Source organism: Bradyrhizobium ivorense (assembly GCF_900696085.1).
Taxonomy (GTDB): domain Bacteria; phylum Pseudomonadota; class Alphaproteobacteria; order Rhizobiales; family Xanthobacteraceae; genus Bradyrhizobium; species Bradyrhizobium ivorense.
The window spans coordinates 800047-824696 of sequence record NZ_CAADFC020000028.1 but is presented as its reverse complement, the minus strand read 5'-3'; the positions used below and the strand labels follow the sequence as shown (position 1 = coordinate 824696).

Sequence of the window (24650 nt, the reverse complement as noted above, 5' to 3'; positions counted from 1 at the left end):
AGGGACAGATCGCCATTGCCGTGGATGTGACCAATGTCGGCTCGGACCGCGGCCTGATGCGGCCAATGCAGGAACGGCTTGCGGGCCTTTATGGTCACGCGAAGCGTTACCTTGTCGACGGCGGGTTCAACAAGCACGAAGACATCGAATGGGCTGCTAGCCAGGGGATCAAGGTCTATGGCCCGCCGGCCAACAGCAAGCATGGGAGCGATCCCTATGCACCACGCCCCGAGGACGGCCCCGGCATGGCCGCCTGGCGCAGACGGATGAAAAGCCTGCACGGCAAGAGCGTCTACAAACGCCGGGCGCCGGGCGAATGCATCAACGCCCGCTTCCGCAACTGGGGCCTGCGCCAGTTCACGGTTCGGGGTCGCGAAAAAGTGCTCACCGTGCTGCGCTGGTTCGCCCTCGCCAACAACGTCCTCGCCGGACACAGGCTCCTGGCCCAAGCAGCATAACCAAACACCAGCGACCTTGAGGGTTGCGCCCTGATCGCCATCGCTCTACTGGGCCAAATGGCGCGGTCACCCCTGTTAGGGTCACAAGCTCTCAGGATGACGGGATGCCTAAGGTTGCTACGCATCTTCCCCGTCATTGCGAGGAGCGAAGCGACGAAGCAATTCATCGTTCAGCATATGCGGAGCGATGGATTGCTTCGCTTCGCTCGCAATGACGGAGATCATTGCTCTGCTCCAGCCTACTTCACCCGATACCGGCTCCCCGGATGCGTGCCGTCGAGCCGCGCACGTCCTGCGCCGAACAGTTTTTCGCGCAGCGTGCCCTTCGCGTATTCGCGCTTGTAGCGGCCGCGCTTCGTCAGCTCCGGCACCAGCATGTCGGCGATGTCCTCGAAATCGCCGGGCGAGATCGCGAAGGCGACGTTGAGGCCGTCCACGTCTGTGTCCTCGAACCATTGCTCGATCTTGTCGGCGACCTGCGCGGGTGAGCCGACCACGACGGGGCCGGCGCCGCCGATGCCGACATGTTCGGCGACCTCGCGCACGGTCCAGACCCTGTCGGGATCGGCGCGGGTGACGTTGTCCATCGCGGAGCGGCCGGCGTCGTTCTGCACGTGGCGCACCTCCTGGTCCAGCGAATAGGTCGAGAAGTCGACGCCGGTCCAGCCCGACATCAGCGCCAGCGCGCCCTCATGGCTGATATGGCTGCGATACTCGGCGTATTTTGCTTTCGCCTCCGCCTCGGTCGGCGCGACCACGATGCACATCATCGAGAACATCAAGATCTCAGCCGGGTTGCGGCCCTTTTGGGCGGCGAGCTCGCGGATTGCCGACACCCGCGGGCCGATCACCTTGGCCGACGGTCCCGACATGAAGACGCATTCGGCATGCTCGGCGGCGAACTCCCGGCCGCGCGGCGAGGTGCCGGCCTGATAGAGCACCGGCGTGCGCTGCGGCGACGGTTCCGAGAGATGGATCGCGTTGAGCCGGTAGTTCTTGCCCTCGTGGCGCACCGGATGCACCTTCGCAGGATCGGTGAACCGGCCGCGCGCGACGTCGCGGACCGCGGCGTCGTCCTCCCAGCTGCCTTCCCAGAGCTTGTAAACCAGCTCCATATATTCGTCGGCGAGCTCGTAGCGGTCGTCATGCGCGGTCTGCTTGTCCTTGCCGGCGCCGCGTGCGGCCGAATCGAGATAGCCGGTCACCACGTTCCAGCCGACCCGGCCGCCGGTCAGATGATCGAGCGTCGACATCCGCCGCGCGAACGGGTAGGGCGGCTCAAAGGAGAGATTGCTGGTGACGCCAAAGCCGAGATTTTGCGTCACCGCGGCCATCGCCGGGATCAGCATCAACGGCTCGTTGGCCGGCGTCTGCGCCGCGTTGCGCAGTGCGGCATCGGGACTGCCCGCGTAGACGTCGTAGACGCCGAGCACGTCCGCCAGGAACAGGCCGTCGAACCGCCCGCGTTCCAGCGTCTTCGCGAGATCCGTCCAGTACCCAAGCGTGTTGTAGTCCTTGGTGCGGTCGCGCGGATGGGTCCACAGCCCCGGTGACTGATGCGCCACGCAGTTCATAGCAAAGGCGTTGAGCCGGATCTGTTTTGTCATTGTGAAACCTTGCGCGCCGCTTCAATTGATGCCCGGTCGGATGCCGGGCTTCCCCGCGTGCAACTTGTTGCCACTCCCCACGTTTTGGCAAGGCCCATTCGCGTTTCGCGCCCTTCCGGTCGCGATCCGATCCCGATAGGTTGCCGCTCTCTGGAAGCACGATCCGGAAAGATCATGCTCGAATCTGACTCGCTGAAGGGACAATCATGGCGACACGGGCCGACGCAATCGCAAAGGTGCGAGAGCATTTTCAATCGGGGCAGTTTTTGCAGGAACTGAACCGCAGGGTCGGCTACCAGACCGAGAGCCTGAACGCCGACAAGGCCGACGCGCTGCGCGCCTATCTGGTCGAGAATCTGCAGCCGGCCTTCGCCGAGCTCGATTTCAAGACCCGCCTGATCGAATCGCCGACCGGCCGCGGGCCCTATTTGATCGCCGATTACCAGGAAGATGCCGCGCGGCCGACCGTGCTGACCTACGGCCATGGCGATGTCGTCGACGGCATGGTCGGCGAATGGCGCGACAACCTCAATCCGTGGCAGACCACGGTCAAGGGCGAGCGCGTCTATGGCCGCGGCACCGCCGACAACAAGGGCCAGCACTCGATCAACATGGCGGCGCTGCGCGCGGTGAAGCAGGCGCGCGGCGGCAAGCTCGGCTTTAACGCAAAATTCATCATCGAGACCGGCGAGGAGATCGGCTCGCCCGACCTGCGCGAGGTTTGCGAGGCGCACCGCGAGGAGCTGAAGGCCGATCTGTTCATCGCCTCCGACGGGCCGCGGCTGTCGGCGGAGCGGCCGACCATCTTCCTCGGCTGCCGCGGCGGCAACCGCATCCATCTCGACGTCAATTTGCGCGAGGGCGGCAACCATTCCGGCAATTGGGGCGGCGTGCTCGCCAATCCCGCGACCATCCTTTGCAATGCGATCGCCAGCCTGGTCGACGGCAAGGGCCGCATGAAGCTCGAGATCATGAAGCCGCCGCCGATCTCCAATCGCGTCCGCGCCGCGCTCGCCGACGTCAAGATCGAGCCGTCCGCCGATGAACCGCAGCTCGCCGAGGGTTGGGGCGAGGAGGGCCTGACCCCGGCCGAGCGGCTCTATGCCTGGAACACGCTCGAAGTGCTGGCGATGTCGTCGGGCAACATCGACAAGCCGGCCAATGCGATTCCCGGCAAGGCCAACGCGGTGCTGCAACTCCGCTTCGTCGTCGGCACCAAGTATCTCGAAGTGATCGACGCGGTGCGCGACTATCTGCACAACAACGGATTTCCGATGGTCGAGGTATCAGGCGCGCAGCGTTTTGGCGCGTCGCGCACCGACATGGACAGTCCCTGGATCGACTGGGCGGCCAATTCGATCCGCGCCACCACCGGCAAGGCGCCCGCGGTGCTGCCGAATTTCGGCGGCTCGCTGCCCAACGACGTGTTCTCCGAGGGCCTTGGGCTGCCGACGATCTGGGTGCCGCACTCCTATCCGGGCTGCTCGCAGCACGCCCCCGACGAGCACATCCTGCTGCCGGTGACCGAGGAGGCGCTGACCATCATGGCCGGCCTGTTCTGGGACCTCGGCGAAGCAAAGCATAAGGGGTGAGGAGCTAGGCTCGCCCGTTCCCCGTCATCCTGAGGTGCGAGCCTCTTCGGCGAGCCTCGAAGGATGAATCGGCCCGGCTGGTGGCCGTGCATCCTTCGAGGCTCGCAAGGGCTCGCACCTCAGGATGACGGGGACGACGTGGATGCCCGGGTCAAGCCCGGGCATGACGAACGGATGGATCGACGCTGAAGTCGGCAAAGGAAACACAATGACGCTATCAACGCCCGCCGACGCGCAGCGCGCAGCTACGGTCGATAAGAAAAACATCACCCGCCTGATCGTCGCGACCTCGGTCGGCAACGCGCTCGAATGGTACGACATCTCGGTCTATGCCTATTTCGCGGTCTATCTCTCCAAGGCGTTCTTCCCCGCCAATGATCCGACTACCTCGCTGCTGCTGACCTTCGGCACCTTCGGTCTGTCATTCATGATCCGGCCGATCGGCGGCCTGGTGCTCGGCGCCTATGCCGACCGGCACGGCCGCAAGGCTTCGCTGATGCTGTCGATCGTGCTGATGACCTTCGGCACGCTGGCGCTGGCGGTGATGCCGACCTACCAGAGCGTCGGCATCGTGGCGCCGATCGCGGTGATCCTGGCGCGGCTGGTGCAGGGCTTTTCGGCCGGCGGCGAGTTCGGCTCATCGACCGCGTTCCTGGTCGAGCACATGCCGGAACGGCGCGGCTTCGTCGCGAGCTGGCAGTTCGCGAGCCAGGGCGTCAGCGGCCTGTTAGGGGCAGGCTTTGGCGCGCTGCTGACCACGGTCATGAGCCCGGAGGATCTGCAATCCTGGGGCTGGCGGCTGCCGTTTCTGTTCGGCGTGCTGATCGGTCCGGTCGGCATCTACATCCGCAACCATGTCGACGACGCCACACCGCCGCCGGCAACCAAGCAGGAATCGCCCGTCGTCGAGCTGTTCACGCGGCAGAAGCTCGCCACCATTCTGGCGATCGGCGCGCTCGCGGTGTCGACCGCGGTGAACTATCTGATCGTCTACATGCCGACCTATGTGGTGCAGAAGCTGCACATGGCGCCGTCGGTCGGGTTCGTCGCCTCGCTGGTCGCGCAGACCGCGGTCGCGATCCTGGCGCCGATCGCGGGCCTGGTCTCCGACAGGATCGGCCGCACCACGCACATGATCATCTTTGCGCTGCTGCTGCTGGTGTCGATCTTCCCAGCCTTCCTGCTGCTCACCGGCAATCCGACGCCGATGATCGTGCTGCTCGGCGTGCTCTGGCTCGGCATGCTCAAGTCGCTGTATTACGGGCCGCTGGCCGCACTGATGTCGGAACTGTTTCCGCCGGCGACGCGTGCCACCGGGCTCGGCCTCAGCTACAATATCGGCGTCACCGTGTTCGGCGGCATGGGGCCGGCGATCGTGACCTGGATGGGCCTCTTTGCACCGATCGGCGATCTCGCGCCGGGCTATTATCTCACCGCGGTCTGCATCCTCAGCCTCGGCGCGCTGTTCACGATCCGCAGGATGCGGCTCGCGTAGATCATGCTGCGGATTTCGCATCACGAAATTCGCCGCACCGCTTTGCTGCAAAGCAGCGTAGATAGTTGAAATCAAAGTTTCACCTGACGAAAGTATACGATGTGCCGTCGCCGTCATCCGCTCTAGGATGGCGGCTGATCACGATCGGCGATTGAGGCAGGCATGAACGCGTCCACGACTGCGACCGCACGGGCGGCCCGGAAGCGGCCGCTGCCGGAGCCCGGCCAGGCCGACAAGTTCAACGCCATCCAGAAAGTCTGTGCGGTGCTGCGCGTGCTGGCGCAGCGCTCGCCGCTGCGGCTGACCGACATCGCCGACGCCACCTCCCTGAACAAGGCGACCGCGCTGCGCATCCTCAATTCGCTGATCGAGGAAGGCTTTGTCAGCCGGGTCACCGGCGCCAAGACCTACGAGCTCGGCCAGGAGGCGCGGGTGATGGCGGTCGGCGCCCGGCGCTCGGTCGATATCGCCGAGCTGGCGCAGCCGAGCCTGCTGCGGCTGTCCGAGCGTTCCGCCGACACCGCGCTGTTGTCGGTGCGCTCCGGCGTCGAGGCGCTCTATCTCGCGCGCTCGGTCGGCAGTAATCCGCTGCAGCCGAATTACTTGCAGATCGGCAGCCGCCGTCCGCTCGGCGTCGGCGCCGGTGCGCTGGCGCTGCTGGTGTGGCTGCCGGACGCGGAGATCGAGGCGGTGATCGAAGTGATCGTGCCGCGGCTGGCGAAATCGCCGCGGATCACGCCAAAATTCCTGCGCGAGAAGATCGCGACCGCGCGTAAGGCCGGCCACACCGTGCTGATCGATGCGGCGTTTCCCGGCATGGGCGGGGTCGGCGTCCCGGTCCGCGACGAAACCGGCGAAGTGGTCGCCGCGCTCTCGATCGGTGCCGCGTCCGATCGCATCCGCCGCCGCGAGGCCGAGCTTGCCGAGATGCTGAAGAAGGAAGCCCAGGTGCTGGCCCGCGCGATGGCCCAGGCGCCGAAGAACGGGCGCGGCGGGAAGGTGGGCTGAGGCGGCGCCGCTTGCTTCGCCTCTCCCCGCGCGCGGGGAGAGGCCGGAACGCATCGAAGATGCGATCCGGGTGAGGGGGCTTCCGCGAGTCCAACTGTGAGCGTCCACGCGGAGAGAGCCCCTCACCCCAACCCTCTCCCCGTGAAGAACGGGGCGAGGGAGCAGACCGCCGACGCGGCTCCACTTCGCCTCTCCCCGCCTGCGGGGAGAGGCCGGAACGCATCGAAGATGCGATCCGGGTGAGGGGGAGTCTCCGCGAGTCCCACTGTCACCGCTTATGCGGAAAGAGCCCCTCACCCCGACCCTCTCCCCGTGAAGAACGGGGAGAGGGGGCACACCGCCGATGCGAGCGCAGCTCGCCTTGATCAAGCCCCCTCGTCCAGCGCCACCAGATCGCGCTTCTTGCGCAGCGCCGGCAGCAGCGGGCCGATCAGCAGCACGGCGGCGAAGGCGAGGCAGACCGCCGAGATCGGCCGCTCCACGAAGGTCATGAGATCGCCCTGCGAGAGGATCAGCGACTTGCGCAGATTGTTCTCCAGCATCGGTCCGAGCACGAAGGCGAGCACCAGCGGCGCCGGCTCGTAGCCGAGCTTGCGCATGAAATAGCCGATCACGCCGAACGCGATCATCACGTGAACGTCGAACACATTGTTGCTGGAGCAATAGACGCCGATGATGGTGAACAGGATGATCAGCGGGAACAGCACGTTGTAGGGCAGCCGCAACAACTGCACCCACATCCCGATCATCGGCAGATTGAGCACCAGCAGCATCAGATTGCCGATATACATGCTGGCGACGATGCCCCAGAACAGGCCGGGGTTTTGCGAGATCAACAGCGGTCCGGGCTGCAGGCCGTGGATCACGAAGGCGCCGAGCAACAGCGCCATCACCACGTTCGGCGGGATGCCGAGCGTCATCAGCGGAATGAAGGCGCCGCCGGCCGCGGAATTGTTGGCCGACTCCGGCCCCGCGACGCCCTCGATCGCGCCATGGCCGAAGCGCTCGGGATGTTTCGAGAGCCGCTTCTCCAGCGCATAGGATGCGAACGACGCCACCACGGCGCCGCCGCCCGGCAGGATGCCGAGGAAGAAGCCGAGCAGGGTGCCGCGCGTCACCGGCCCGGCGCTGGCCTTCCAGTCCTCCTTGTTGGGCAAGAGCTGGGTGATCTTGGTGTTGATGATGTCGCGCTTGATCGCTTGCTCGGTGTTGAGCAGCACCTCGGCGACGCCGAACAGGCCCATTACCACGGGCACGAGGCCGATGCCGTCGATCAGCTCGATGCGGCCGAAGGTCAGCCGCGGCTGCGCGGTGATGCTGTCGAGCCCGACCAGGCCGAGCACGACGCCGATGCAGGCCATCAGCAGCGCCTTGGCCATCGAGCCTTGCGTGAGGAAAGTGAGCACCACGAGGCCGAGCACCATCAGGCTGAAATATTCGGCCGGGCCGAACGCGATGGCGATGCCGGCGAGCGACGGCGCGACCAGCATCAGCGCGACCAGCGAGAAAGTGCCGGCGATGAACGAGCCGAACGCGGCGATGCCGAGCGCGGGGCCGGCGCGGCCTTGCTTGGCCATCTGGTGGCCGTCGATGCAGGTAACGACGGAAGCGGCTTCGCCGGGGATGTTGACCAGGATCGAGGTGGTCGAGCCGCCATACATCGAGCCGTAATAGATGCCGGCCATCATGATAATGCCGGACTCGGGCGTGCCCGAGAGCGTCACCGGCAGTAGCAGCGACATCGCCGAGATCGGGCCGATGCCGGGCAGCACACCGACCAGCGTGCCGATGAACACGCCGATGAAGCAGTAGAGCAGGTTGATCGGCAGCAGCGCGACGCCGAGGCCGTGAGCGACGTTGGCAAGGGTATCCATGGGCCGCGCCTCAGCCGATCTCGAACATGCCGTGCGGCAACTGAATGGACAGCAGGTGCTTCAGCACCCACCACATCCCGAGCGGCGCCAGGATGGCGATCGGAATCGCCACCGGCCAGCGCACCGGATCGATCAGGCGCAGCAGGAGCAGCATCAGCGGAATCGCCGAGAGCAGGAAGCCGAGCGGCTCCAGCGCAAAGGCGAACGCGGTCAGGCAGGCGATCACCAGAACCGGCTTGCTCCAGCGCGCATGCTCCCAGCGCGAGGCGAAGCTCGGCCCGCCCTCGGTGACTGCGGAGACGATGATCGAGGCTGCGAACGCGCACATCAGGATGCCGGTGTAGAACAGCACATAGCCGGAGCCGGGATCGTTGATGGTGCCGAGCTTCAGCTTCAGGCCCGACCAGATTACGAAGGCGCCGAGCGCAAGCCCGATCAGCCCGCCCCAGAGCTCGGAGTTGTTGAGGCGGAGTTTGACGTTGGTTTGGTCACTCATGGGAATGCCTTCGGAAATCGTTCGTATCGTCACCTGAGATGGCGGAGCGTAGCGACGCCCTCGAAGGGCGACGGTGCTCCGGTCCATCCTTCGAGGCGAGCCGCAAGCGCGGCTCGCACCTCAGGATGACGCCGGTGCTTGCGGCAGCTCCAGCCCTACTTCTTCGCCAGCCCGAGCGTGTCGATCACCTTGCGCTCGGACTCGGTGACCTCGACCACGAACTTCTTGTAGTCCTCGGTGTTCTTGTAGTTCGGCACCATATCGTATTTGGCGAGCGTCGCGATTACCGCCGGGTCCTCGAGCGCTTTCTTGAAGGCGTCGTGCAGCTTGGCGACGATCTTGGGGTCCATGCCCTTGGGGCCTGCGATGCCGAACGGCGAGTCGTAGACCATGGGATAGCCGAGTTCCTTCAGCGTCGGCACGTCGGGATAGTTCGGCGAGCGCGCCCCGGTCCACACCATCAACAGCTTGAGCTTGCCGGCATCGACCAGCGGCCGCCAGCCGGTGGAATCGGCCTGCAGCATGGTGTGCTGTCCGAGCACCGCGGCGTTGGTCTCGGCGCCGCCCTTGAACGGCACCTGGGTCAGCTTGATGCCGGCCATCGCGGCGATCTGTTCCATGCCGATATGCAGCGAGGTGCCGGTGCCCGGCGTCGCATAGGTCACCTTGCCGGGATTCTTCTTGGCGAAATCGATCACGTCCTGCCAGGTCTTGAACTGCGACTCCGCGCTGGTGGTGACGCCGAAGGTGTAGCCGGTGAGATGGATGATGTAGGAGAAGTCCTTCGCCGGATCCCAGGACACTTCCTGCATCAGCGGCAGGCGGAACACGGTGATCGGCAGCTGTGCGATGGTGTAGCCGTCCGGCTTGGCGGTCGCGGCCATCGTGGCGGGGCCGACGGTGCCGCCGCCGCCCGCCTTGTTGTCGATGGTGACGGGCTGGCCCAGCACCTTAGAGGCGCTGTCGGCGATCGCACGCATCGAGATGTCGGTCGAGCCGCCGGCCGGCCACGGCACGATCAGCGTGATCGGCTTGGTCGGATAATCCTGGGCGTGCGCCACGGCCGAGACCAGCATGCCGGCGGCGGCGAGCAGGACCATCAAACGATTGCGCTGGGACATTCTTGGTCTCTCCCTTGCGGCCGCGTTGCGTCGCGCGCCGGTCTTGTTCAGTGGTGGATGATGATCCCTGCCATCGCAGGGACACAAGCCGCATTGGACAGAACGCGGCGGGCAACGGAAGGCCGAATTCGCCGCGGAGCCGCAGCTGCGACAATTGGTCTGCCGCGATGTGCCGAGGTGCGGAATTAGCCCGGCATTTTGCGCCGATCGACGGGCATGGCCGAGACCGCGCGGGGCGGTCCCCGGGGGGCCGCGCCATGACCCGCGTGCTGCGTTTGGTCAAGCGAATAATCCAGGGAACCCAAGGGCATGGGCACCTTGCGAGAGCCCACGCTTCCGGTCATCATGGGTCGTTCCAACGCAGGAATGCTGCCCGACCGATGACGCCATCGCCCGACGCCACCGACGACGCCGTCATCAGGGTGTTTGCCGGCCTTCCCGCATTGCTCGACCGGGCGCCGCAGCTGATTGCGCGCGGCCGGCGGCTCGATTGCGATTGCCTGATCGGACCGATGGAGCAGCCGTTTCACGCCGCGATCCGCGCCGGCCGCATCGTTGATCTCTCGCCGTCGCCGCGCCTGATGCGCTCCTGGCGCTTCGCCTACCGCGCCACGCCGCGGGCCTGGACGGCGTACTGGCAGGCCGAGCCCGAACCCGGTTGGCACGATCTCTTGGCGTTGACCAAGCGCGGCGAGGCGGTGCTGGAGGGCGACCTCTATCCCTTCATGACGCATCTGCAGTATTTCAAGGATCTGCTGGCGCTGCCGCGTCAGCAATTCGCGGCGGCCGCGCCATGAGCCGTCGCATCGAGCACGGCCAGATCGAGCCGATGGTCGGCCGCTACGTTCACGTCGAGATCGGCGGCGAGGCGCACCGCATCTATTTCGAGGAGCACGGCAAGGGCATTCCGCTGGTCTGCCTGCACACCGCGGGCTCCGATGCGCGGCAGTGGCGGCATCTGCTCGCGGACAGCGAATTTGCTGCAAATTTCCGCATCATTGCCTTCGATATGCCCTGGCATGGCAAGTCGAATCCGCCGAAAAGCTGGACCGGCGATGAATACCAGCTCACCACTGCGCGCTACACCGAAACCATCCGCGCCTTCTGCCATGCGCTCCGCCTGGAGAAGCCGGTCGTGATGGGCTGCTCGATCGGCGGCCGCATCGTGCTCAACCTTGCGATCGAACACGCTGCCGAATTCCGCGCGCTGATCGGGCTCGAGGCTGCCGACTTCCAGGCGCCGTGGTACGATACGGATTGGCTGAACCGCCCGGACGTGCACGGCGGCGAGGTCTGCGCCGCGCTGGTCTCGGGATTGATTGCGCCGCAAAGTCCCGATGACGCGCGGATGGAAACGCTGTGGGCCTACAAGCAGGGCGGCCCCGGCGTGTTCAAGGGCGACCTGTATTTCTACCGTGTCGACGGCGACCTGCGCAGCCGGGTCGCGTCAATCGATACTAAAGTATGCAGGCTCTATCTGCTCACGGGCGAGTATGATTTCTCCTGCACGCCAGAGGACACGAGGCGGACGGCAGCGGCAATAGGGGGCGCCAGCGTCACGATCATGGAGAAGCTCGGTCATTTTCCGATGAGCGAGAATCCCGATCAGTTTCGCCGCTACATCGCACCTGTCCTCGCCGACATTCTCACACACACATCGACCGTTTCCACGCAAGGAGTAGACGCATGACACGCAAATATCTGATCGGCTTCGCGCTCGCCGCCGCGCTCGGCGCGGGCCAGGCGCAGGCCCAGGAATTGACCGGCACGCTGAAGAACATCAAGGACACCGGCGCGATCACGCTCGGCTACCGCGATTCCTCGATCCCGTTCTCCTATCTCGACGACAACCAGAAGCCGATCGGCTACGCCATGGACATCTGCTACAAGATCGTCGACGCCATCAAGAAGGAGCTCAAGCTCGACAAGCTCGAGGTCAAGCTCAATCCGGTCACCTCGGCGACCCGCATCCCGCTGATGGCCAACGGTACCGTCGACCTCGAATGCGGCTCGACCACCAACAACGCCGAGCGCCAGAAGCAGGTCTCCTTCACCAACTCCCACTTCCTGACCGCGAGCCGCTACGTCACGAAGAAGGCGAGCAAGATCAACTCGATCGATGACCTGAAGGGCAAGACGGTGGTCTCGACCGCCGGCACCACCAACATCAAGCAGCTCACCGAGGCCAACCTCGCGCGCGGGCTGAGCGTCAACATCATCCCGGCCAAGGATCACGCCGAGGCCTTCCTGATGGTCGAGACCGACCGCGCGGTTGCCTTCGTGATGGATGACATTCTGCTGGCGAGCCTTGTCGCCGGCTCCAAGGCGCCGGACGACTACGTGATCTCCAAGGACGCGTTCTCCAAACCGGAGCCCTACGGCATCATGCTGCGCAAGGATGATGCGCCGTTCAAGAAGGTCGTCGACGCTGCGACCGCCGCGCTCTACACCAGCGCCGAGGGCCAGAAGATCTACGACAAGTGGTTCACCCAGAAGATCCCGCCGAAGGGCCTCAATCTCAACGTGCCGCTCGGACCGGAGATGAAGAAGCAGCTTGCCAAGCCGTCGGACTCGCCCGATCCGGATGCGTATCTGGTGAACTAAGGCGAGAGAGCTTTCATTCCCTCTCCCCGCTCTTCGCGGGGAGAGGGTCAGGGTGAGGGGCTGGCGCCGCGAAGTCGGTGAACATCGGACTCGCGGAAGCCCCCTCACCCGGATTGCATCTTGCGATGCAACGTAGCCGAAGCTCTGCTTCGGCGTTCTTCTTGAGTACGGCCGCCGAAGGCGGCCTCTGCCTCTCCCCGCAAGCGGGGAGAGGCGAAATGGAAGAACCATGTCCGGCCGTTTTTGGAGGAGAATGGCCGGACATTTGCATAGTGGCGGCAGATGTGCACTTGCTGCACGGATGCCGCCGTCATGCGTGATCGGCGCGGCTGCGCGGGGGACCTGTGAACTACAACTGGAATTGGCACATCTTCCTTGAGCCGAACCCGATGGGGACCGGCACCTATCTCGACCTGTTGCTGGCGGGACTGGTGGTCACCGTCAAGACGTCGCTGCTGGCCTGGATCATCGCGCTGGTCACAGGCTCGGTGATCGGCGTGCTGCGCACGCTGCCGTCGCGGACCGCGTCCTGGATCGGCTTCGCTTACGTCGAGTTTTTCCGCAACATGCCGCTCTTGGTGCAGCTGTTCCTGTGGTTCTTCGTGCTGCCGGAATTGCTGCCGAGGGCCGCCGGGCTGTGGCTGAAGCAATTGCCGAACGCGCCGTTCTGGACCGCGGCGATCGGCGTCGGCCTGTTCATGTCGGCGCGCGTCGCGGTGCAATTGCAGGCCGGCATCGGCTCGCTGCCGCGCGGGCAGAAGCAGGCCGCGACCGCGCTCGGCCTCACCACGGTGCAGATGTATCGCTACGTGCTGCTGCCGATGGCGTTTCGCATCATCCTGCCGCCGCTGACCTCGGAGTTCCTCAACACCATCAAGAACACCGCGGTCGCCATCACCATCGGCCTGATCGAGCTGACCGGACAGGCGCGTTCGATGCAGGAGTTCTCCTTCCAGGTGTTCGAGGCGTTCACCGCGGCGACCGTGCTCTATCTGCTCCTCAATTTCGTCGTGGTGACCGGGATGCGCCTGCTTGAGCGCTATGTCGCGATCCCCGGCTACATTTCGGGGAAATGACGATGCTCGGCAGTTTCGACTTCGATGTCATCCGCCGCTCGCTGCCCTATCTGTTCCTCGAAGGCATGCGCTTCACGTTGACCCTGACGGCACTCGCAGCCTTCGGCGGCCTGGTGTTCGGCACGCTGATCGCCCTGATGCGGCTGTCCGGCTACAAAACGCTCGGGCGCATCGCCGGCATCTATGTCGACTTCATCCGCTCGCTGCCGCTGGTGCTGGTGATCTTCTGGTTCTACTTCCTGGTGCCGTATATCGGACAGTGGCTGACCGGCGCGTCGCGCCCCATTTCGGTCGGCGCCTTCGCCTCCTCGCTGATCACCTTCATCGCGTTCGAGGCGGCGTATTTCTCCGAGATCATGCGCGCCGGCATCCAGTCGATCTCGCGCGGCCAGCCCGCTGCGGCCAGCGCGCTCGGCCTGACCTACGCGCAGACCATGCGCTACGTCGTGCTGCCGCAGGCGTTCCGCAACATGCTGCCGGTGCTGCTGACCCAGACCATCGTGCTGTTCCAGGACACTTCGCTGGTCTACGTGCTCTCGATCCCGGACTTCCTCGGCGCCGCCAGCAAGGTGGCGCAGCGCGACGGCCGCCTGGTCGAGATGTATCTGTTCGCCGCGCTGGTCTACTTCGTCATTTCCTGTGTCGCGTCCTACGGCGTCCGCCGCCTGCAGTCGCGCATCGCCATCGTTCGGTAGCCGACAATGTCAGCCGACTTTGCACCGGCGGTGCCCTTCACCTCTCCCATAGGGAGAGGTCGGATCGCGTCAGCGATCCGGGTGAGGGGTTTCGTTCCATCCGTAGACCGTAACCCCTCACCCGGCGCTTCGCGCCGACCTCTCCCATCGAAGTCGGATATATCCGACTTCGACAATTTTAGTTGCCCAACTCGGGTAAACCCGAGTTGGGTGGGAGAGGTGTTCGACCGTTTTCGCTGCAACCGTTGAGCCATCATGATCGAGATCAATCACGTCAATAAATGGTACGGGCCGAGTTTTCAGGCGCTGAAGGATTGCACCACCAGCGTTGCCAAGGGCGAGGTGGTGGTGGTCTGCGGCCCGTCCGGCTCGGGCAAGTCGACCCTGATCAAATGCGTCAACGCGCTGGAGCCGATCCAGGGCGGCGAGATCATTCTCGACGGCGTCAAGGTCAACGACCCCAAGACCGATCTGCCGAAACTGCGCTCGCGGGTCGGCATGGTGTTCCAGCATTTCGAGCTGTTTCCGCATCTGCGCATCGTCGACAATCTCTGCCTCGCGCAGGAAAAGGTGCTCGGCCGCAAGCATGAGGACGCGCTGGCCAAAGGCATGAAGCTCCTGGAGCGGGTCGGGCTGAAGGATCACGCCAAAAAGTTTCCGGCGGAATTGTCCGGCGGCCAGCAGCAGCGCGTCGCCATCGCGCGGGCGCTGGCGATGGATCCGATCGCGATGCTGTTCGACGAGCCGACCTCGGCGCTCGATCCCGAGATGATCAGCGAGGTGCTCGACGTCATGGTCGACCTCGCCCGCGAGGGCATGACCATGATGGTGGTCACCCACGAGATGGGCTTCGCCAACAAGGTCGCCGACCGCGTCATCTTCATGGACCGCGGCGAGATCGTCGAGGACGCCAAGAAGGCCGACTTCTTCGGCCAGCCCCGCAGCGACCGCGCGCAGAAGTTCTTGTCGAAGATTTTGCAGCACTGAGGCTGCGGGCACCGGCCCCTCCACGTCATTGCGAGCGCAGCGAAGCAATCCATCCATCCGTTTGTGCGGAACGATGGATTGCTTCGCTTCGCTCGCAATGACGCTCTAACCCATCGGGCCGCATTGCCCGCGGTGCAATGGATTCCGGGTTCGCGCCAACCGGCGCGCCCCGGAATGACGGCCGCGGAGGCTTTATCACCGCGCGCAATTTGCGTATACGAAGGCCTGAAACCAGCCCTTCGTCCGCAGGAGAACCCGCTTGGAAAAGATCGCTTACGTCAACGGCTCGTATGTGCCGCATTCCGAGGCCAAGGTCTCGGTGTTCGACCGCGGCTTTCTGTTCGCCGACGGCATCTATGAAGTGGCCGCGGTGCTTGAGGGCAAGCTGATCGACAACGCCTCGCATCTGGCGCGGCTGGAGCGCTCGGTCGGCGAGATCCAGCTCAAGCTCCCGGAGACGCTGGAGCGGATCGAGGAGATCCAGAAGGAGCTGGTCAGGCGCAACAACCTCGTCAACGGCATGGTCTATCTCGAGGTCACCCGCGGCGCCGACACCGGGCGCGACTTCGCCTTCCCGAAGGCCGACGTCAAGCCGACCCTGATCATGTTCACTTCGGAAAAGGACATCATCAACGCGCCCTCCGCCAAGGCCGGCATCAACGTCATCACCGTGCCCGACATCCGCTGGGAGCGCCGCGACATCAAGAGCGTCGCGCTGCTGGCGCAGGTGCTGGCCAAGCAGGCCGCGGCGGAAGCCGGCGCCGGCGAGGCCTGGATGATCGAGGACGGCAAGGTCACCGAGGGCGGCTCGTCCTCGGCCTTCATCGTCACCCAGGACGACGTCATCGTGACGCGGCAGAACGGCAACGAGATTTTGCCGGGCTGCACCCGCAAGGCCGTGGTCAAGCTCGCAGAGGAACGCCAGCTCCGCATCGAGGAGCGCGCCTTCACCGTGGCCGAAGCACTCGCCGCCAAGGAAGCCTTCACCACCAGCGCCTCGGTGTTCGTGCAAGGCGTGGTCAAGATCGACGGCAGGGAAGTCGGCAACGGCAAGGTCGGCCCGATGACGGCCCGCCTGCGCGAGATCTACATCGAATTCGCCAGGGCGACTGCGGTCTAAAGGGTTCGACCCGTCATCCTGAGGTGCGAGCCCTTGCGAGCCTCGAAGGATGCACGGCCCTGCTGGCTCCGCATTTAGCTACGCTCCAGTGGCGAGAGCCGGGCCGTCGACCCTTCGAGGGCCGCTGAAGAAGCGGCCACCTCAGGGTGACGGTGATGGATTGTGCGCGCGGCTCTAGTTCCGGCGCACATGGCAGCTCACGCCCTACGCCGCGACCTTCACCTTCACCGGATGCACGGCGCGAAAACCGATCGCGATTCGGTTCCAGGCGTTGATGGTGCCGATCAGCATGGTCAGATTGGCGAGCTCGGTGTCGGAGAACGCGGCGTGCACGGCCTCGTAATCGGCGTCGGGCGCATGGGTTTCCGCGACCAGCGTCAGCGCCTCGGTCCAGGCCAGCGCGGCGCGCTCGCGGTCGGAATACAGCGGCGACTCGCGCCAGGCGTTGAGCAGATAGAGCCGCTGCTCGGTCTCGCCATGCTTGCGGGCGTCGTCGGTGTGCATGTTGATGCAGTAGGCGCAGCCGTTGATCTGCGACGCCCGGGTCTTCACCAGCTCGATCAGCGACTGCTCGAGGCCGCTGGCGCTGATCTGGCTTTCGACTGATACCAGCGCTTTGATGGTTTCCGGTGCGGCCTGGTAGAAGTTCATGCGGGGTTTCATCGTCGTTCTCCTTTGGTGTGTTGAATGATGGTTAGTGCGCGCCGCCGCCGCTGAGCTGGCCGGGCTCCTTCAGGAACAGGCCCGCGATCAACGCCACGATCAGCGCGACCCCGAGCAGATAGAAGGTATCGCTGAAGGCGAGGATGTAGGCCTGCTTCTGCACGATCTTGCCGATCGCGACCAAGGCGCGGCTGGTGGCGTCGAGCTGGTTGGCGATGCCGTGGTTCATGAAGTACTGGGTGAGCTGCGCGATCCGCGCGCGGGTCGCCGGGTCGAACAGCGAAACCTGCTGGGTCAGCACGTTGGAGTGAAACTGCTCGCGCTTGGTCAGCAGCGTCTGCAATAGCGCGATGCCGACCGCGCCGCCGAGATTGCGCATCATGTTGAACAGCGCGGAGGCGGAGCCTGCATTCTCGACCTCGACGCCGCCGGTCACCACCGCCGACAGCGGCGCCATCACCAGCGCCTGGCCGATGGCGCGGACGATGTTGGGCCAGAACAGCTGGTCCGTCGCGTAATCGTTGGTCATGGTGATGTTCATGAAGTTGGAGACAGCGAACAGCGCGAAGCCGATGCCGATCAGGATACGGGCATCGAAGCGCTGCATCAGCCGCGGCACCAGCGGGATCAGCAGCAGCTGCGGCAGGCCGGTCCAGGCCAGCACCAGGCCGATCTGCTCGGCGTTGTAGCCCTGGATGCGTGCCAGGTATTGCGGCAGGATGAACACCGAGCCGTACAGCGCGATGCCGAGCAGGAAGTTGGCCAGCATGCCGAAGCCGAAATTGCGGCGGGCGAGCAGGCGCAGATTGAGCAGCGGCTTCTTCACGGTGAACTCGATCACCAGGAACGCGGCGAGCGCGACGGCGGCGATCACCGACAGCTTGACGATGAAGGGCGAGCCGAACCAGTCGTCCTTGTTGCCTTCCTCGAGCACGGTCTGCAGCGCGGCAAGCCCGATCGCCATCGTGATGATGCCGGGCCAGTCGCCCTTCGCGAGCAGCGACAGCTTCATCGGGCTCGACTCGAGCGAGAAAAACAGCATGCCGACCATGATCGCGCCCGGCACCAGGTTGACGTAGAAGATGTACTCCCAGCCCCAGTTCTCGGTGAGATAGCCGCCGATGGTCGGACCGATCGCCGGCGCGAAGGTGGCCGACAGCGCGAACAGCGCGAGCCCGATCGGCTGCTTGGCCTTCGGCAGCAGCGTGATGATCAGCGTGAACGCCATCGGAATCAGCACGCCGCCGGAAAAACCCTGGATGGCGCGCAGCACGATCATCTGCGGCAGGTTCTGCGCCAGCGCGCAGGCCGCCGAGAACAGCAGGAACAGCAGCGCGTTGGTGAGCAGATAGATCCGCACCGAGAACACCTGGGCGAGCCAGCCGCTCAGTGGGATCACGATGATCTCGGCGATCAGATAGGAGGTCGAGATCCAGCCGCCGTCGTCGATGCCGGCCCCGATCGCGCCCTGAATGTCGGCCAGCGAGGCGTTGACGATCTGGATGTTGAGCACCGCCATGAACGCGCCGAGGTTGGCGCCAACCACCGCGATCCAGACTTTTGCCGGCACAGCGGGGGCGGCCGGGCTTGCGGGGGTGGGGAGGGCGGCGGCATTTGCGGCAGGGTTGAGTGCGGTCATCGGATTTGTCCTAGCTTGCATCGCGAGGATGCATTAGGCGGCCACTTTCGATAATCCGGGAAAGATTGGAAGGATTGTCAGGCGGCGATTGATAATGCGCGTGACGAACAGTGGACGTGACGACGCGCGAAGTTGCTGTCCTCTGCGTGGTGAGGTGAGCACGCCCCTCAGGCTCCCTCTCCCCTTGCGGGAGAGGGTTGGGGAGAGGGGTACCCCGGGCGCTGACATCAGAGATTTGCGTGAGCTATCTCAATCCTGCCGGCACGTGACTTTCGGGACCAGTGTTCGCGCAATGCGTCCGACGTTAGCGCAAGCGGCACCCCTCTCCCCAACCCTCCCCCGCAAGGGGGGAGGGAGCCCTGACGCCGGAGCGTGTGGCACGAAGCCAGAGGCGCAGGAAAGTAAGCGCGACCGATCCACCGATCGATCGCGCTTCGACCATGATGGTCAGTTCGTGAGGTGAGCACACCTCTCAGGCTCCCTCTCCCGCTTGCGGGGGAGGGTGGGGTGGGGGCTCTCTCCGCGAGTCATGCGGTGGAGAAAGCCCCCACCCGCATTGCATCTGCGATGCAATGCGGCCTCCCCCGCAAGCGGGAGAGGCGAAGAGAGCTCGCGGACAGCAAAGCGCCATCCATCCACCGATCGATCGCGCTTCGTCTCGCGTTGACTGCCGCCGCTACCCCCCGTCCGGCTTGCCCGCCGCCGCCACGCGCCGCTTCGTTTCGCGCTCCGCAACCACCGCGGCCTTGGTGTTGATGACCGGCACCGCCGACATGCCCGGCCGCAGCAGGCCGGTGAGGTTGTCGTCGTCGAGCACGATCTTCACCGGCACGCGCTGCACGATCTTGGTGAAGTTGCCGGTGGCGTTGTCGGGCGGCAGCAGCGCGAACTCGAGGCCGCTGGCCGGCGACAGGCTGTCGACATGGCCCTTCAGCCTGGTGTTGTGAAAGCTGTCGACGGTGAGCTCGACCGGTTGGCCGTTGCGCACGTTGGTGAGCTGGGTCTCCTTGAAATTGGCGACTACATAGACCGCGTCGAGCGGCACCACGGCCATGAGCTGGGTGCCGGCCTGCACATACTGGCCGACGCGCAACGTGCGGGCGCCGACCGTGCCGTCCACCGGCGCCTTGATCTCGGTGTAGGACAGGTTCAGCTCGGCCTGGTGCTCGACCGCGCGCGCCCGATCGGCTTGCGCCACCGCCTGCGCGCGCTGCGTCGTCAGCACGTCGACCTTGCGCTCGGCGGCTGACAGCGCCGATTTCGCGCCCTGCAGCTGCGCGGTGTTGGCGCGCAGTGCGGCGTCGGTCTGCTGCGCGCGCTGAATGGTGCCGGAGCCGGATTTCATCAGCCCGTCGTAGCGGGCCTGCTCCTCCTGCGCGAATTTCAGATTGGCTTCGGCGGCGGTGACGTCGGCCTTGCTCTGGTCGATCACCGGCTGCTGCAGCGCGAGCTGCGCATCGAGGTTGCGGACGGCCGCGTCAGCGGCGTCGACATCGGCCCTGGCTTGGTTGAGCGCGGTGCGATAATCGCGGTCGTCGATCTCTGCCAGCAGCTGCCCGGCCTTAACCGGCTGGTTGTCGGTCACCAGCACCCGGGCGATATAGCCCGACACTTTCGGCGCGATGATCGTGGTATCCGCCTTCACATAGGCGTCGTCGGTCGACTCGAGGTAACGGCCAGTGGTGATGTAGTCGTAGCCGAAGTCGGCGGCGACGACGATGCCGAGCGCCGCGGCCAGCGCGAGCGCTGCCCGCTTGATCACCTTCCGTGACGGGCGGACGTCGATTTTCGTCGATTCTTCAGGGACATAGGTGGTCGTCGACATGGCATCCTCCGGGTCGAGCGTGCGTCCTTGCAGAAAGGGCGCCTTTCGACTGCCTTAGATGCAATGTCCTCCCCGCTGTGATAATCCCGATAAAACTGGAAGCATTATCAAGCCAGCGCTGACAATCCCGGGCTTGCTACATGGACCGCCTGACCAGCCTGACCGCCTTCGTCCGGGTCGTGGACTCCGGCGGCTTTTCCGCGGCCGGCCGCCGGCTCAACATGTCGACGACCATGGTGAGCAACCATGTGCAATCGTTGGAGGACCGGCTCGGCGTGCGGCTGCTCAACCGCACCACGCGCAAGGTCAGCCTCACGGAAATCGGCCAGGCCTATTACGACCGCGCCATCCAGATCCTCGCCGACATCGAGCAGGCCGATGAACTCGCCGGCGCACAGCAATCGGTGCCACGCGGCACGCTGCGCATCTTCACCAACACCCATCTGGTCCAGTTTCTGTCGCCCGCGGTCGCCGAGTTCCTCGCGACCTATCCGGACGTCAAGGTCGACCTCGCGATCGGCGAGCGCAATGTCGATCTGATCGACGAGAATTTTGATCTTGCGGTGCGCATGGTGCCGCCGCCGGACTCCAGCCTGATCGTGCGCACCATCGCCACCTGGCGCCACGTGCTGTGCTGCTCGCACGGCTATATCGAGCAGCACGGCAAGCCGGAGCAGCTCGCCGAGCTCACGACGCGCAACTGCATGCGCCACGCCAACTATCCGTTCGGCGACGACTGGCATTTCATCGACCGCAAGGGCGCTCCGGCCGCGGTGAGGGTGGCGGGCAACCTGATCTCCAACAGCGGTGAAACGTTGAAGCTCGCGGCACTCGCCGGCGTCGGCGTCTTCCTCGCCGCGGGTTTTCTGGTGCGCGACGAATTGGAGTCGGGGCAGCTGGTGCGCCTGCTGCCGGAATACCGCCCGGTCGAGTTCACCATGAACGCGGTCTATCCGCACCGCCATCACCTCTCGGCCAAGGTGCGCACCTTCATCGACCTCCTGGTCCACCACGCCACCGAGCAGCAAAAGCTGATCAATCCGTATTCGTGAGCTGCCGTCATTGCGAGGAGCGATAGCGACGAAGCAATCCATGCCTCGGCGAATGCGGAACGATGGATTGCTTCGCTTCGCTCGCAATGACGTGGATGGAGCCGCGCAACTCCATCCCGTCATCCTGAGAGAATGTGAAGCTTTGCCCTCATCTACCGTTGTCATCGCCCGGCTTGACCGGGCGATCCAGTACGCCGCGGCCTTTCGCTTCTATCACCGGCGTCTCTGGAATACTGGATCACCCGGTCAAGCCGGGTGATGACACCGAGCAAGCTGAGCAAACCATCCCCGTCATCCTGAGGCGGCCGCTTCTTCAGCGGCCCTCGAAGGATCGACGGCCAGGGCCGATTCATCCTTCGAGGCTCGCCCAACGGCGCAATGCGCCGCAAGGCTCGCACCTCAGAAGCTGTGAATCTATGTGATTTGGCGGGTTTTTGTTTGCGTCGGCGTGAGTCGGATGATTCCCTGCTTTCAAAGGTCGATGGAGGCGCGGATGTCACGAGACACGCTGTTTGGGGATCTGCCTGAAGCTGAGGCGGTTGCGCGGGAGTGGCCGGGAAGCCCGCGGCTTCGTGAGCCTGTCCGCGATCAGGTTGAGTTGCGCGCGGTGGATCTTGAGGCGCTGCTGCCGGCCGATCATCCGGCTCGCGTGATCTGGGCCTATGTCCAGAGGCTCGACCTGAGGGTCCTGGAGGAGACCGTTCGGGCGCGTGCCCATGGTCCGGGTCAAGCGCCGGTCAGCCCACGCCTGCAATTGGCGTTGTGGTTGTTTGCCACCAGTCAGGGTGTCGGCAGTGCGCGGGCCCTGGCACGGCTGTGCGAGAGCCATGATGCCTATCGTTGGCTGTGCGGCGGAGTGAGCGTGAACTATCACAGCCTGTCGGAGTTCCGCACGGCGCATCCGCAGCTTTTGGAGCAGTTGCTGGTGGAGCACGTTGCCTCGCTCTCGGTAGCTGGCGTGATCGAGCTTGATGAGGTGGTACAGGATGGCGTGCGTGTGCGCGCCTCGGCCGGAGCAAGTTCGTTCCGGCGCAGGAAGAAGCTCCACAAGGAGTTGAAGAAAGCCAAGCGTCTGGTCGAGCACCTGCGGCAGGAGAATGACGATGATCCTGACGCCAGCAACAGGCGTATCCGAGCTGCAGAGGACCGTGCGGCCCGTGAACGCGAGGCGCGTGTTGCCGCGGCGCTCGAGCAGCTTGCCGCCATCGAAGCGCATCGGGCGCGCCGCGGCCGCGAGAACAGGAACAACAGAAAGAAGGGGAGCAAGCGCTCCGAGCCGCGTGTTTCCACGACCGACCCGCAGGCGCGGGTCATGAAGATGGCCGATGGTGGCTTCCGTCCCGCCTACAACTGCCAAGTCGCAAGCGTCGCCGAGGGACAGATCGCCATTGCCGTGGATGTGACCAATGTCGGCTCGGACCGCGGCCTGATGCGGCCAATGCAGGAACGGCTTGCGGGCTTTTATGGTCACGCGAAGCGTTACCTTGTCGACGGCGGCTTCAACAAGAACGAGGACATCGAATGGGCTGCCAGCCAAGGCATCAAGGTCTATGGTCCGCCGGCCAACAGCAAGCATGAGACCGATCCTTATGCGCCGCGCCCTGAAGACGGCTCCGGCATGGCCGCCTGGCGCAGACGGATGAAAAGCCCTCACGGCAAGCGCGTCTACAAACGCCGGGCGCCAGGCGAATGCATCAATGCCCGCTTCCGCAACTGGGGCCTGCGCCAGTTCACGGTTCGGGGTCGCGAAAAAGTGCTCACAGTGCTGCGCTGGTTTGCCCTCGCCAACAACGTTCTCGCCGGACACAGGCTCCTGGCCCAAGCCGCGTGACCAGACCCCGCCAACCTTGAGGGCTGCCGCCTGATCGCCATCGCCCTATCGCGCCAAATGGTGCCCGATCGCATAGGGTCACAAGCTCTCAGGATGACGGGTCGGGCAGTGTCGCGCGCAGCGCTTCCTTCGCTCATAACCGCCCGCGCCGCACGCATGGCGTCCGCGTGTATGAAAGAGATACCGCCCCGGGGGCCCGCCATGCATCGTATCCTGACCCTATTCTTCGCGATCGCAGCAAGCGTGCTGCTGCAGTCACCCGCCTGCGCCGCCTACCCCGACCATGTCGTCAAGATCGTGGTGCCGTTCGCGCCGGGCGGCGGCACCGATGTGGTGGCGCGGACGCTGGCGCAGGAGATGCAGAAGGATCTTGGCGGCACCGTCATTATCGAGAACAAGCCGGGGGCTGGCACCATCATCGGCACGCAGAGCGTCGCCATCAGCCCGGCCGACGGTTACACGCTGCTGATGGGCACGTTCGCCAACGCGGTCAATCCGAGCCTCTACAAGAAGCTGCCCTATGACCCGCACAAGGACTTTGTGCCGGTGGCGCTGGTCGCGCGCTCCTTCAATGTCGTCGTTGTCAATCCCGCTTCGCCGGTGAAATCGATCGCCGATCTGATTGCGGCCGCGAAGGCCGATCCGGAAAAGCTCTCCTACGGCACCTATGGCACCGGCACCTCGGCGCATCTCGCCGGCGAGCTGTTCAAGCATCTGGCCGGCGTCAATCTCACCACCGTGCCCTACAAGGGCGCGGCGCCGGCGATCACCGATTTGCTCGGCGGCCAGATCCAGGTGATGTTCACGACGGTGGCGAGCTGCGCGTCGCTGGTTGCGGCCGGGCAGTTGCGCGCCATCGCGGTGACCTCGGCCGAACGCTCGGCGGCGTTCCCGCAACTGCCGACGGTGGCGGAGGCCGGCGTGCCGGGCTATGTCGCGGAATCCTGGTACGGCCTGTTCGCGCCGGCGAACACCCCGCCTGATGTGATCGAGCGCCTGAACAAATCCGCCGCCAAAGCGGTGCAGTCCGACGCCTTCAAGAAGCTCGGCCTCAATGAGGGCCTCGTGATGGTCGCAGCGCCGCCGGCCGAGCTCGACCGCCACTTTGCCGGCGAGGAGGCGCGTTGGCGCAAGGTGATCGGGGACGCCGGCATCAAGTTGGAGTAGCTGGCATGCGCGAGGCGACGATCACATCTTTTTGCGTCGCATTGCCGTAACCGTGATTCTAGACGCAACGAACAGGTTCCTGGATCGTTGATCGCGGGGCAGTGCCGGCGAGATCGCCGCGCATGGGCAACGCTATGGCTTAATGAGTAGGCTGATGTGGATATTGTTGCTGCTGCCGTTCATCGGCTTGCTGTGGGTGCCGTTCTACAACTTCGCCGAACCATCGCTGTTCGGTTTTCCCTTCTTCTACTGGTACCAGCTCGCCTGGGTGCCGATTTCCTCGCTGCTGATCTGGCTGGTCTATCGCAGCCGCGCGCCTGAGCGCGACGAGACGCGGTGA

Annotated in this window: 22 protein-coding genes; 15 read left to right on the top strand and 7 right to left on the bottom strand. The window is 64.9% G+C overall.

The window, feature by feature from the left end; all coding sequences use genetic code 11:
- Positions 1-458 (top strand): transposase (locus CI41S_RS34970; protein WP_172628300.1); only part of this gene is annotated, 458 nt, incomplete at its 5' end.
- 239 nt (positions 459-697) lie between these two features.
- On the opposite strand, the gene CI41S_RS34965 is transcribed toward CI41S_RS34970, so the two are convergent.
- The gene (locus tag CI41S_RS34965) at positions 698-2065 is read right to left on the bottom strand and encodes an LLM class flavin-dependent oxidoreductase (protein ID WP_139863533.1); all 1368 of its coding nucleotides are present in this window, start codon (positions 2063-2065) and stop codon (positions 698-700) included.
- A 206-nt stretch (positions 2066-2271) separates the two neighbouring features.
- Here CI41S_RS34965 and CI41S_RS34960 point away from each other — a divergent pair, with 206 nt between their 5' ends.
- The 3 genes from CI41S_RS34960 to CI41S_RS34950 all read left to right on the top strand — a co-directional run bounded on the left by CI41S_RS34960 (position 2272) and on the right by CI41S_RS34950 (position 6160).
- Positions 2272-3657 (top strand): M20 family metallopeptidase, encoded by a 1386-nt coding sequence (locus CI41S_RS34960; protein WP_139863532.1) that lies wholly within the window; start codon positions 2272-2274, stop codon positions 3655-3657.
- A gap of 208 nt (positions 3658-3865) precedes the next feature.
- Complete coding sequence (locus tag CI41S_RS34955; RefSeq protein ID WP_139863531.1) at positions 3866-5152, top strand: MFS transporter; 1287 nt, start codon at positions 3866-3868, stop codon at positions 5150-5152.
- A 162-nt stretch (positions 5153-5314) separates the two neighbouring features.
- Positions 5315-6160: an IclR family transcriptional regulator gene (locus CI41S_RS34950; RefSeq protein WP_139863530.1), complete on the top strand. Its 846-nt coding sequence runs from the start codon at positions 5315-5317 to the stop codon at positions 6158-6160.
- A gap of 365 nt (positions 6161-6525) precedes the next feature.
- On the opposite strand, the gene CI41S_RS34945 is transcribed toward CI41S_RS34950, so the two are convergent.
- From CI41S_RS34945 to CI41S_RS34935, 3 genes are all read right to left on the bottom strand, one after another.
- The gene (locus tag CI41S_RS34945; RefSeq protein WP_139863529.1) at positions 6526-8034 is read right to left on the bottom strand and encodes a tripartite tricarboxylate transporter permease; all 1509 of its coding nucleotides are present in this window, start codon (positions 8032-8034) and stop codon (positions 6526-6528) included.
- Positions 8035-8044: 10 nt separating this feature from the next.
- A complete protein-coding gene (locus CI41S_RS34940; RefSeq protein ID WP_139863528.1) occupies positions 8045-8530 on the bottom strand; it encodes a tripartite tricarboxylate transporter TctB family protein in 486 nt (161 codons plus the stop codon).
- A gap of 155 nt (positions 8531-8685) precedes the next feature.
- On the bottom strand, positions 8686-9630 hold the full coding sequence (locus CI41S_RS34935) for a tripartite tricarboxylate transporter substrate binding protein (protein WP_229178220.1): 945 nt from the start codon (positions 9628-9630) through the stop codon (positions 8686-8688).
- Between the two features lie 401 nt (positions 9631-10031).
- Between CI41S_RS34935 and CI41S_RS34930 the strand changes: the two genes are divergently transcribed.
- The 7 genes from CI41S_RS34930 to CI41S_RS34895 all read left to right on the top strand — a co-directional run bounded on the left by CI41S_RS34930 (position 10032) and on the right by CI41S_RS34895 (position 16133).
- On the top strand, positions 10032-10448 hold the full coding sequence (locus CI41S_RS34930; RefSeq protein ID WP_139863527.1) for a hypothetical protein: 417 nt from the start codon (positions 10032-10034) through the stop codon (positions 10446-10448).
- Positions 10445-11341, top strand: coding sequence for an alpha/beta fold hydrolase (locus CI41S_RS34925; RefSeq protein WP_139863526.1), 897 nt, complete (start codon positions 10445-10447; stop codon positions 11339-11341). Before CI41S_RS34930 ends, CI41S_RS34925 begins: the two co-directional genes overlap by 4 nt.
- A complete protein-coding gene (locus CI41S_RS34920) occupies positions 11338-12255 on the top strand; it encodes an amino acid ABC transporter substrate-binding protein (protein ID WP_139480745.1) in 918 nt (305 codons plus the stop codon). Before CI41S_RS34925 ends, CI41S_RS34920 begins: the two co-directional genes overlap by 4 nt.
- Before the next feature lie 344 nt (positions 12256-12599).
- Positions 12600-13331 carry an amino acid ABC transporter permease gene (locus CI41S_RS34910; RefSeq protein ID WP_139480744.1) on the top strand — a complete coding sequence of 244 codons (732 nt, stop codon included), beginning with the start codon at positions 12600-12602 and terminating at the stop codon, positions 13329-13331.
- 2 nt (positions 13332-13333) lie between these two features.
- Positions 13334-14026: an amino acid ABC transporter permease gene (locus CI41S_RS34905; protein ID WP_139863524.1), complete on the top strand. Its 693-nt coding sequence runs from the start codon at positions 13334-13336 to the stop codon at positions 14024-14026.
- A gap of 255 nt (positions 14027-14281) precedes the next feature.
- Positions 14282-15013: an amino acid ABC transporter ATP-binding protein gene (locus CI41S_RS34900; RefSeq protein ID WP_139480740.1), complete on the top strand. Its 732-nt coding sequence runs from the start codon at positions 14282-14284 to the stop codon at positions 15011-15013.
- A 259-nt stretch (positions 15014-15272) separates the two neighbouring features.
- The gene (locus CI41S_RS34895; protein WP_139863523.1) at positions 15273-16133 is read left to right on the top strand and encodes a D-amino-acid transaminase; all 861 of its coding nucleotides are present in this window, start codon (positions 15273-15275) and stop codon (positions 16131-16133) included.
- Between the two features lie 204 nt (positions 16134-16337).
- Here the strand turns inward: CI41S_RS34895 and CI41S_RS34890 are convergent, their stop codons facing one another.
- The 3 genes from CI41S_RS34890 to CI41S_RS34880 all read right to left on the bottom strand — a co-directional run bounded on the left by CI41S_RS34890 (position 16338) and on the right by CI41S_RS34880 (position 20260).
- Positions 16338-16796: a carboxymuconolactone decarboxylase family protein gene (locus tag CI41S_RS34890; protein ID WP_139863522.1), complete on the bottom strand. Its 459-nt coding sequence runs from the start codon at positions 16794-16796 to the stop codon at positions 16338-16340.
- A gap of 31 nt (positions 16797-16827) precedes the next feature.
- Entirely contained in the window at positions 16828-18435 is a 1608-nt protein-coding gene (locus tag CI41S_RS34885) for an MDR family MFS transporter (protein ID WP_139863521.1), read from the bottom strand.
- A 676-nt stretch (positions 18436-19111) separates the two neighbouring features.
- Positions 19112-20260, bottom strand: coding sequence for an HlyD family secretion protein (locus CI41S_RS34880; RefSeq protein ID WP_139863520.1), 1149 nt, complete (start codon positions 20258-20260; stop codon positions 19112-19114).
- A 140-nt stretch (positions 20261-20400) separates the two neighbouring features.
- On the opposite strand from CI41S_RS34880, the gene CI41S_RS34875 reads away from it, so the two are divergent.
- The 4 genes from CI41S_RS34875 (at position 20401) to CI41S_RS34860 (ending at position 24650) form a co-directional block, all read left to right on the top strand.
- On the top strand, positions 20401-21312 hold the full coding sequence (locus tag CI41S_RS34875) for a LysR family transcriptional regulator (RefSeq protein ID WP_139863519.1): 912 nt from the start codon (positions 20401-20403) through the stop codon (positions 21310-21312).
- A gap of 493 nt (positions 21313-21805) precedes the next feature.
- Complete coding sequence (locus CI41S_RS34870) at positions 21806-23143, top strand: IS1182 family transposase (protein WP_139863518.1); 1338 nt, start codon at positions 21806-21808, stop codon at positions 23141-23143.
- A gap of 201 nt (positions 23144-23344) precedes the next feature.
- On the top strand, positions 23345-24310 hold the full coding sequence (locus tag CI41S_RS34865; RefSeq protein WP_244626768.1) for a Bug family tripartite tricarboxylate transporter substrate binding protein: 966 nt from the start codon (positions 23345-23347) through the stop codon (positions 24308-24310).
- Between the two features lie 154 nt (positions 24311-24464).
- Positions 24465-24650 carry a DUF3311 domain-containing protein gene (locus CI41S_RS34860; protein ID WP_139480733.1) on the top strand — a complete coding sequence of 62 codons (186 nt, stop codon included), beginning with the start codon at positions 24465-24467 and terminating at the stop codon, positions 24648-24650.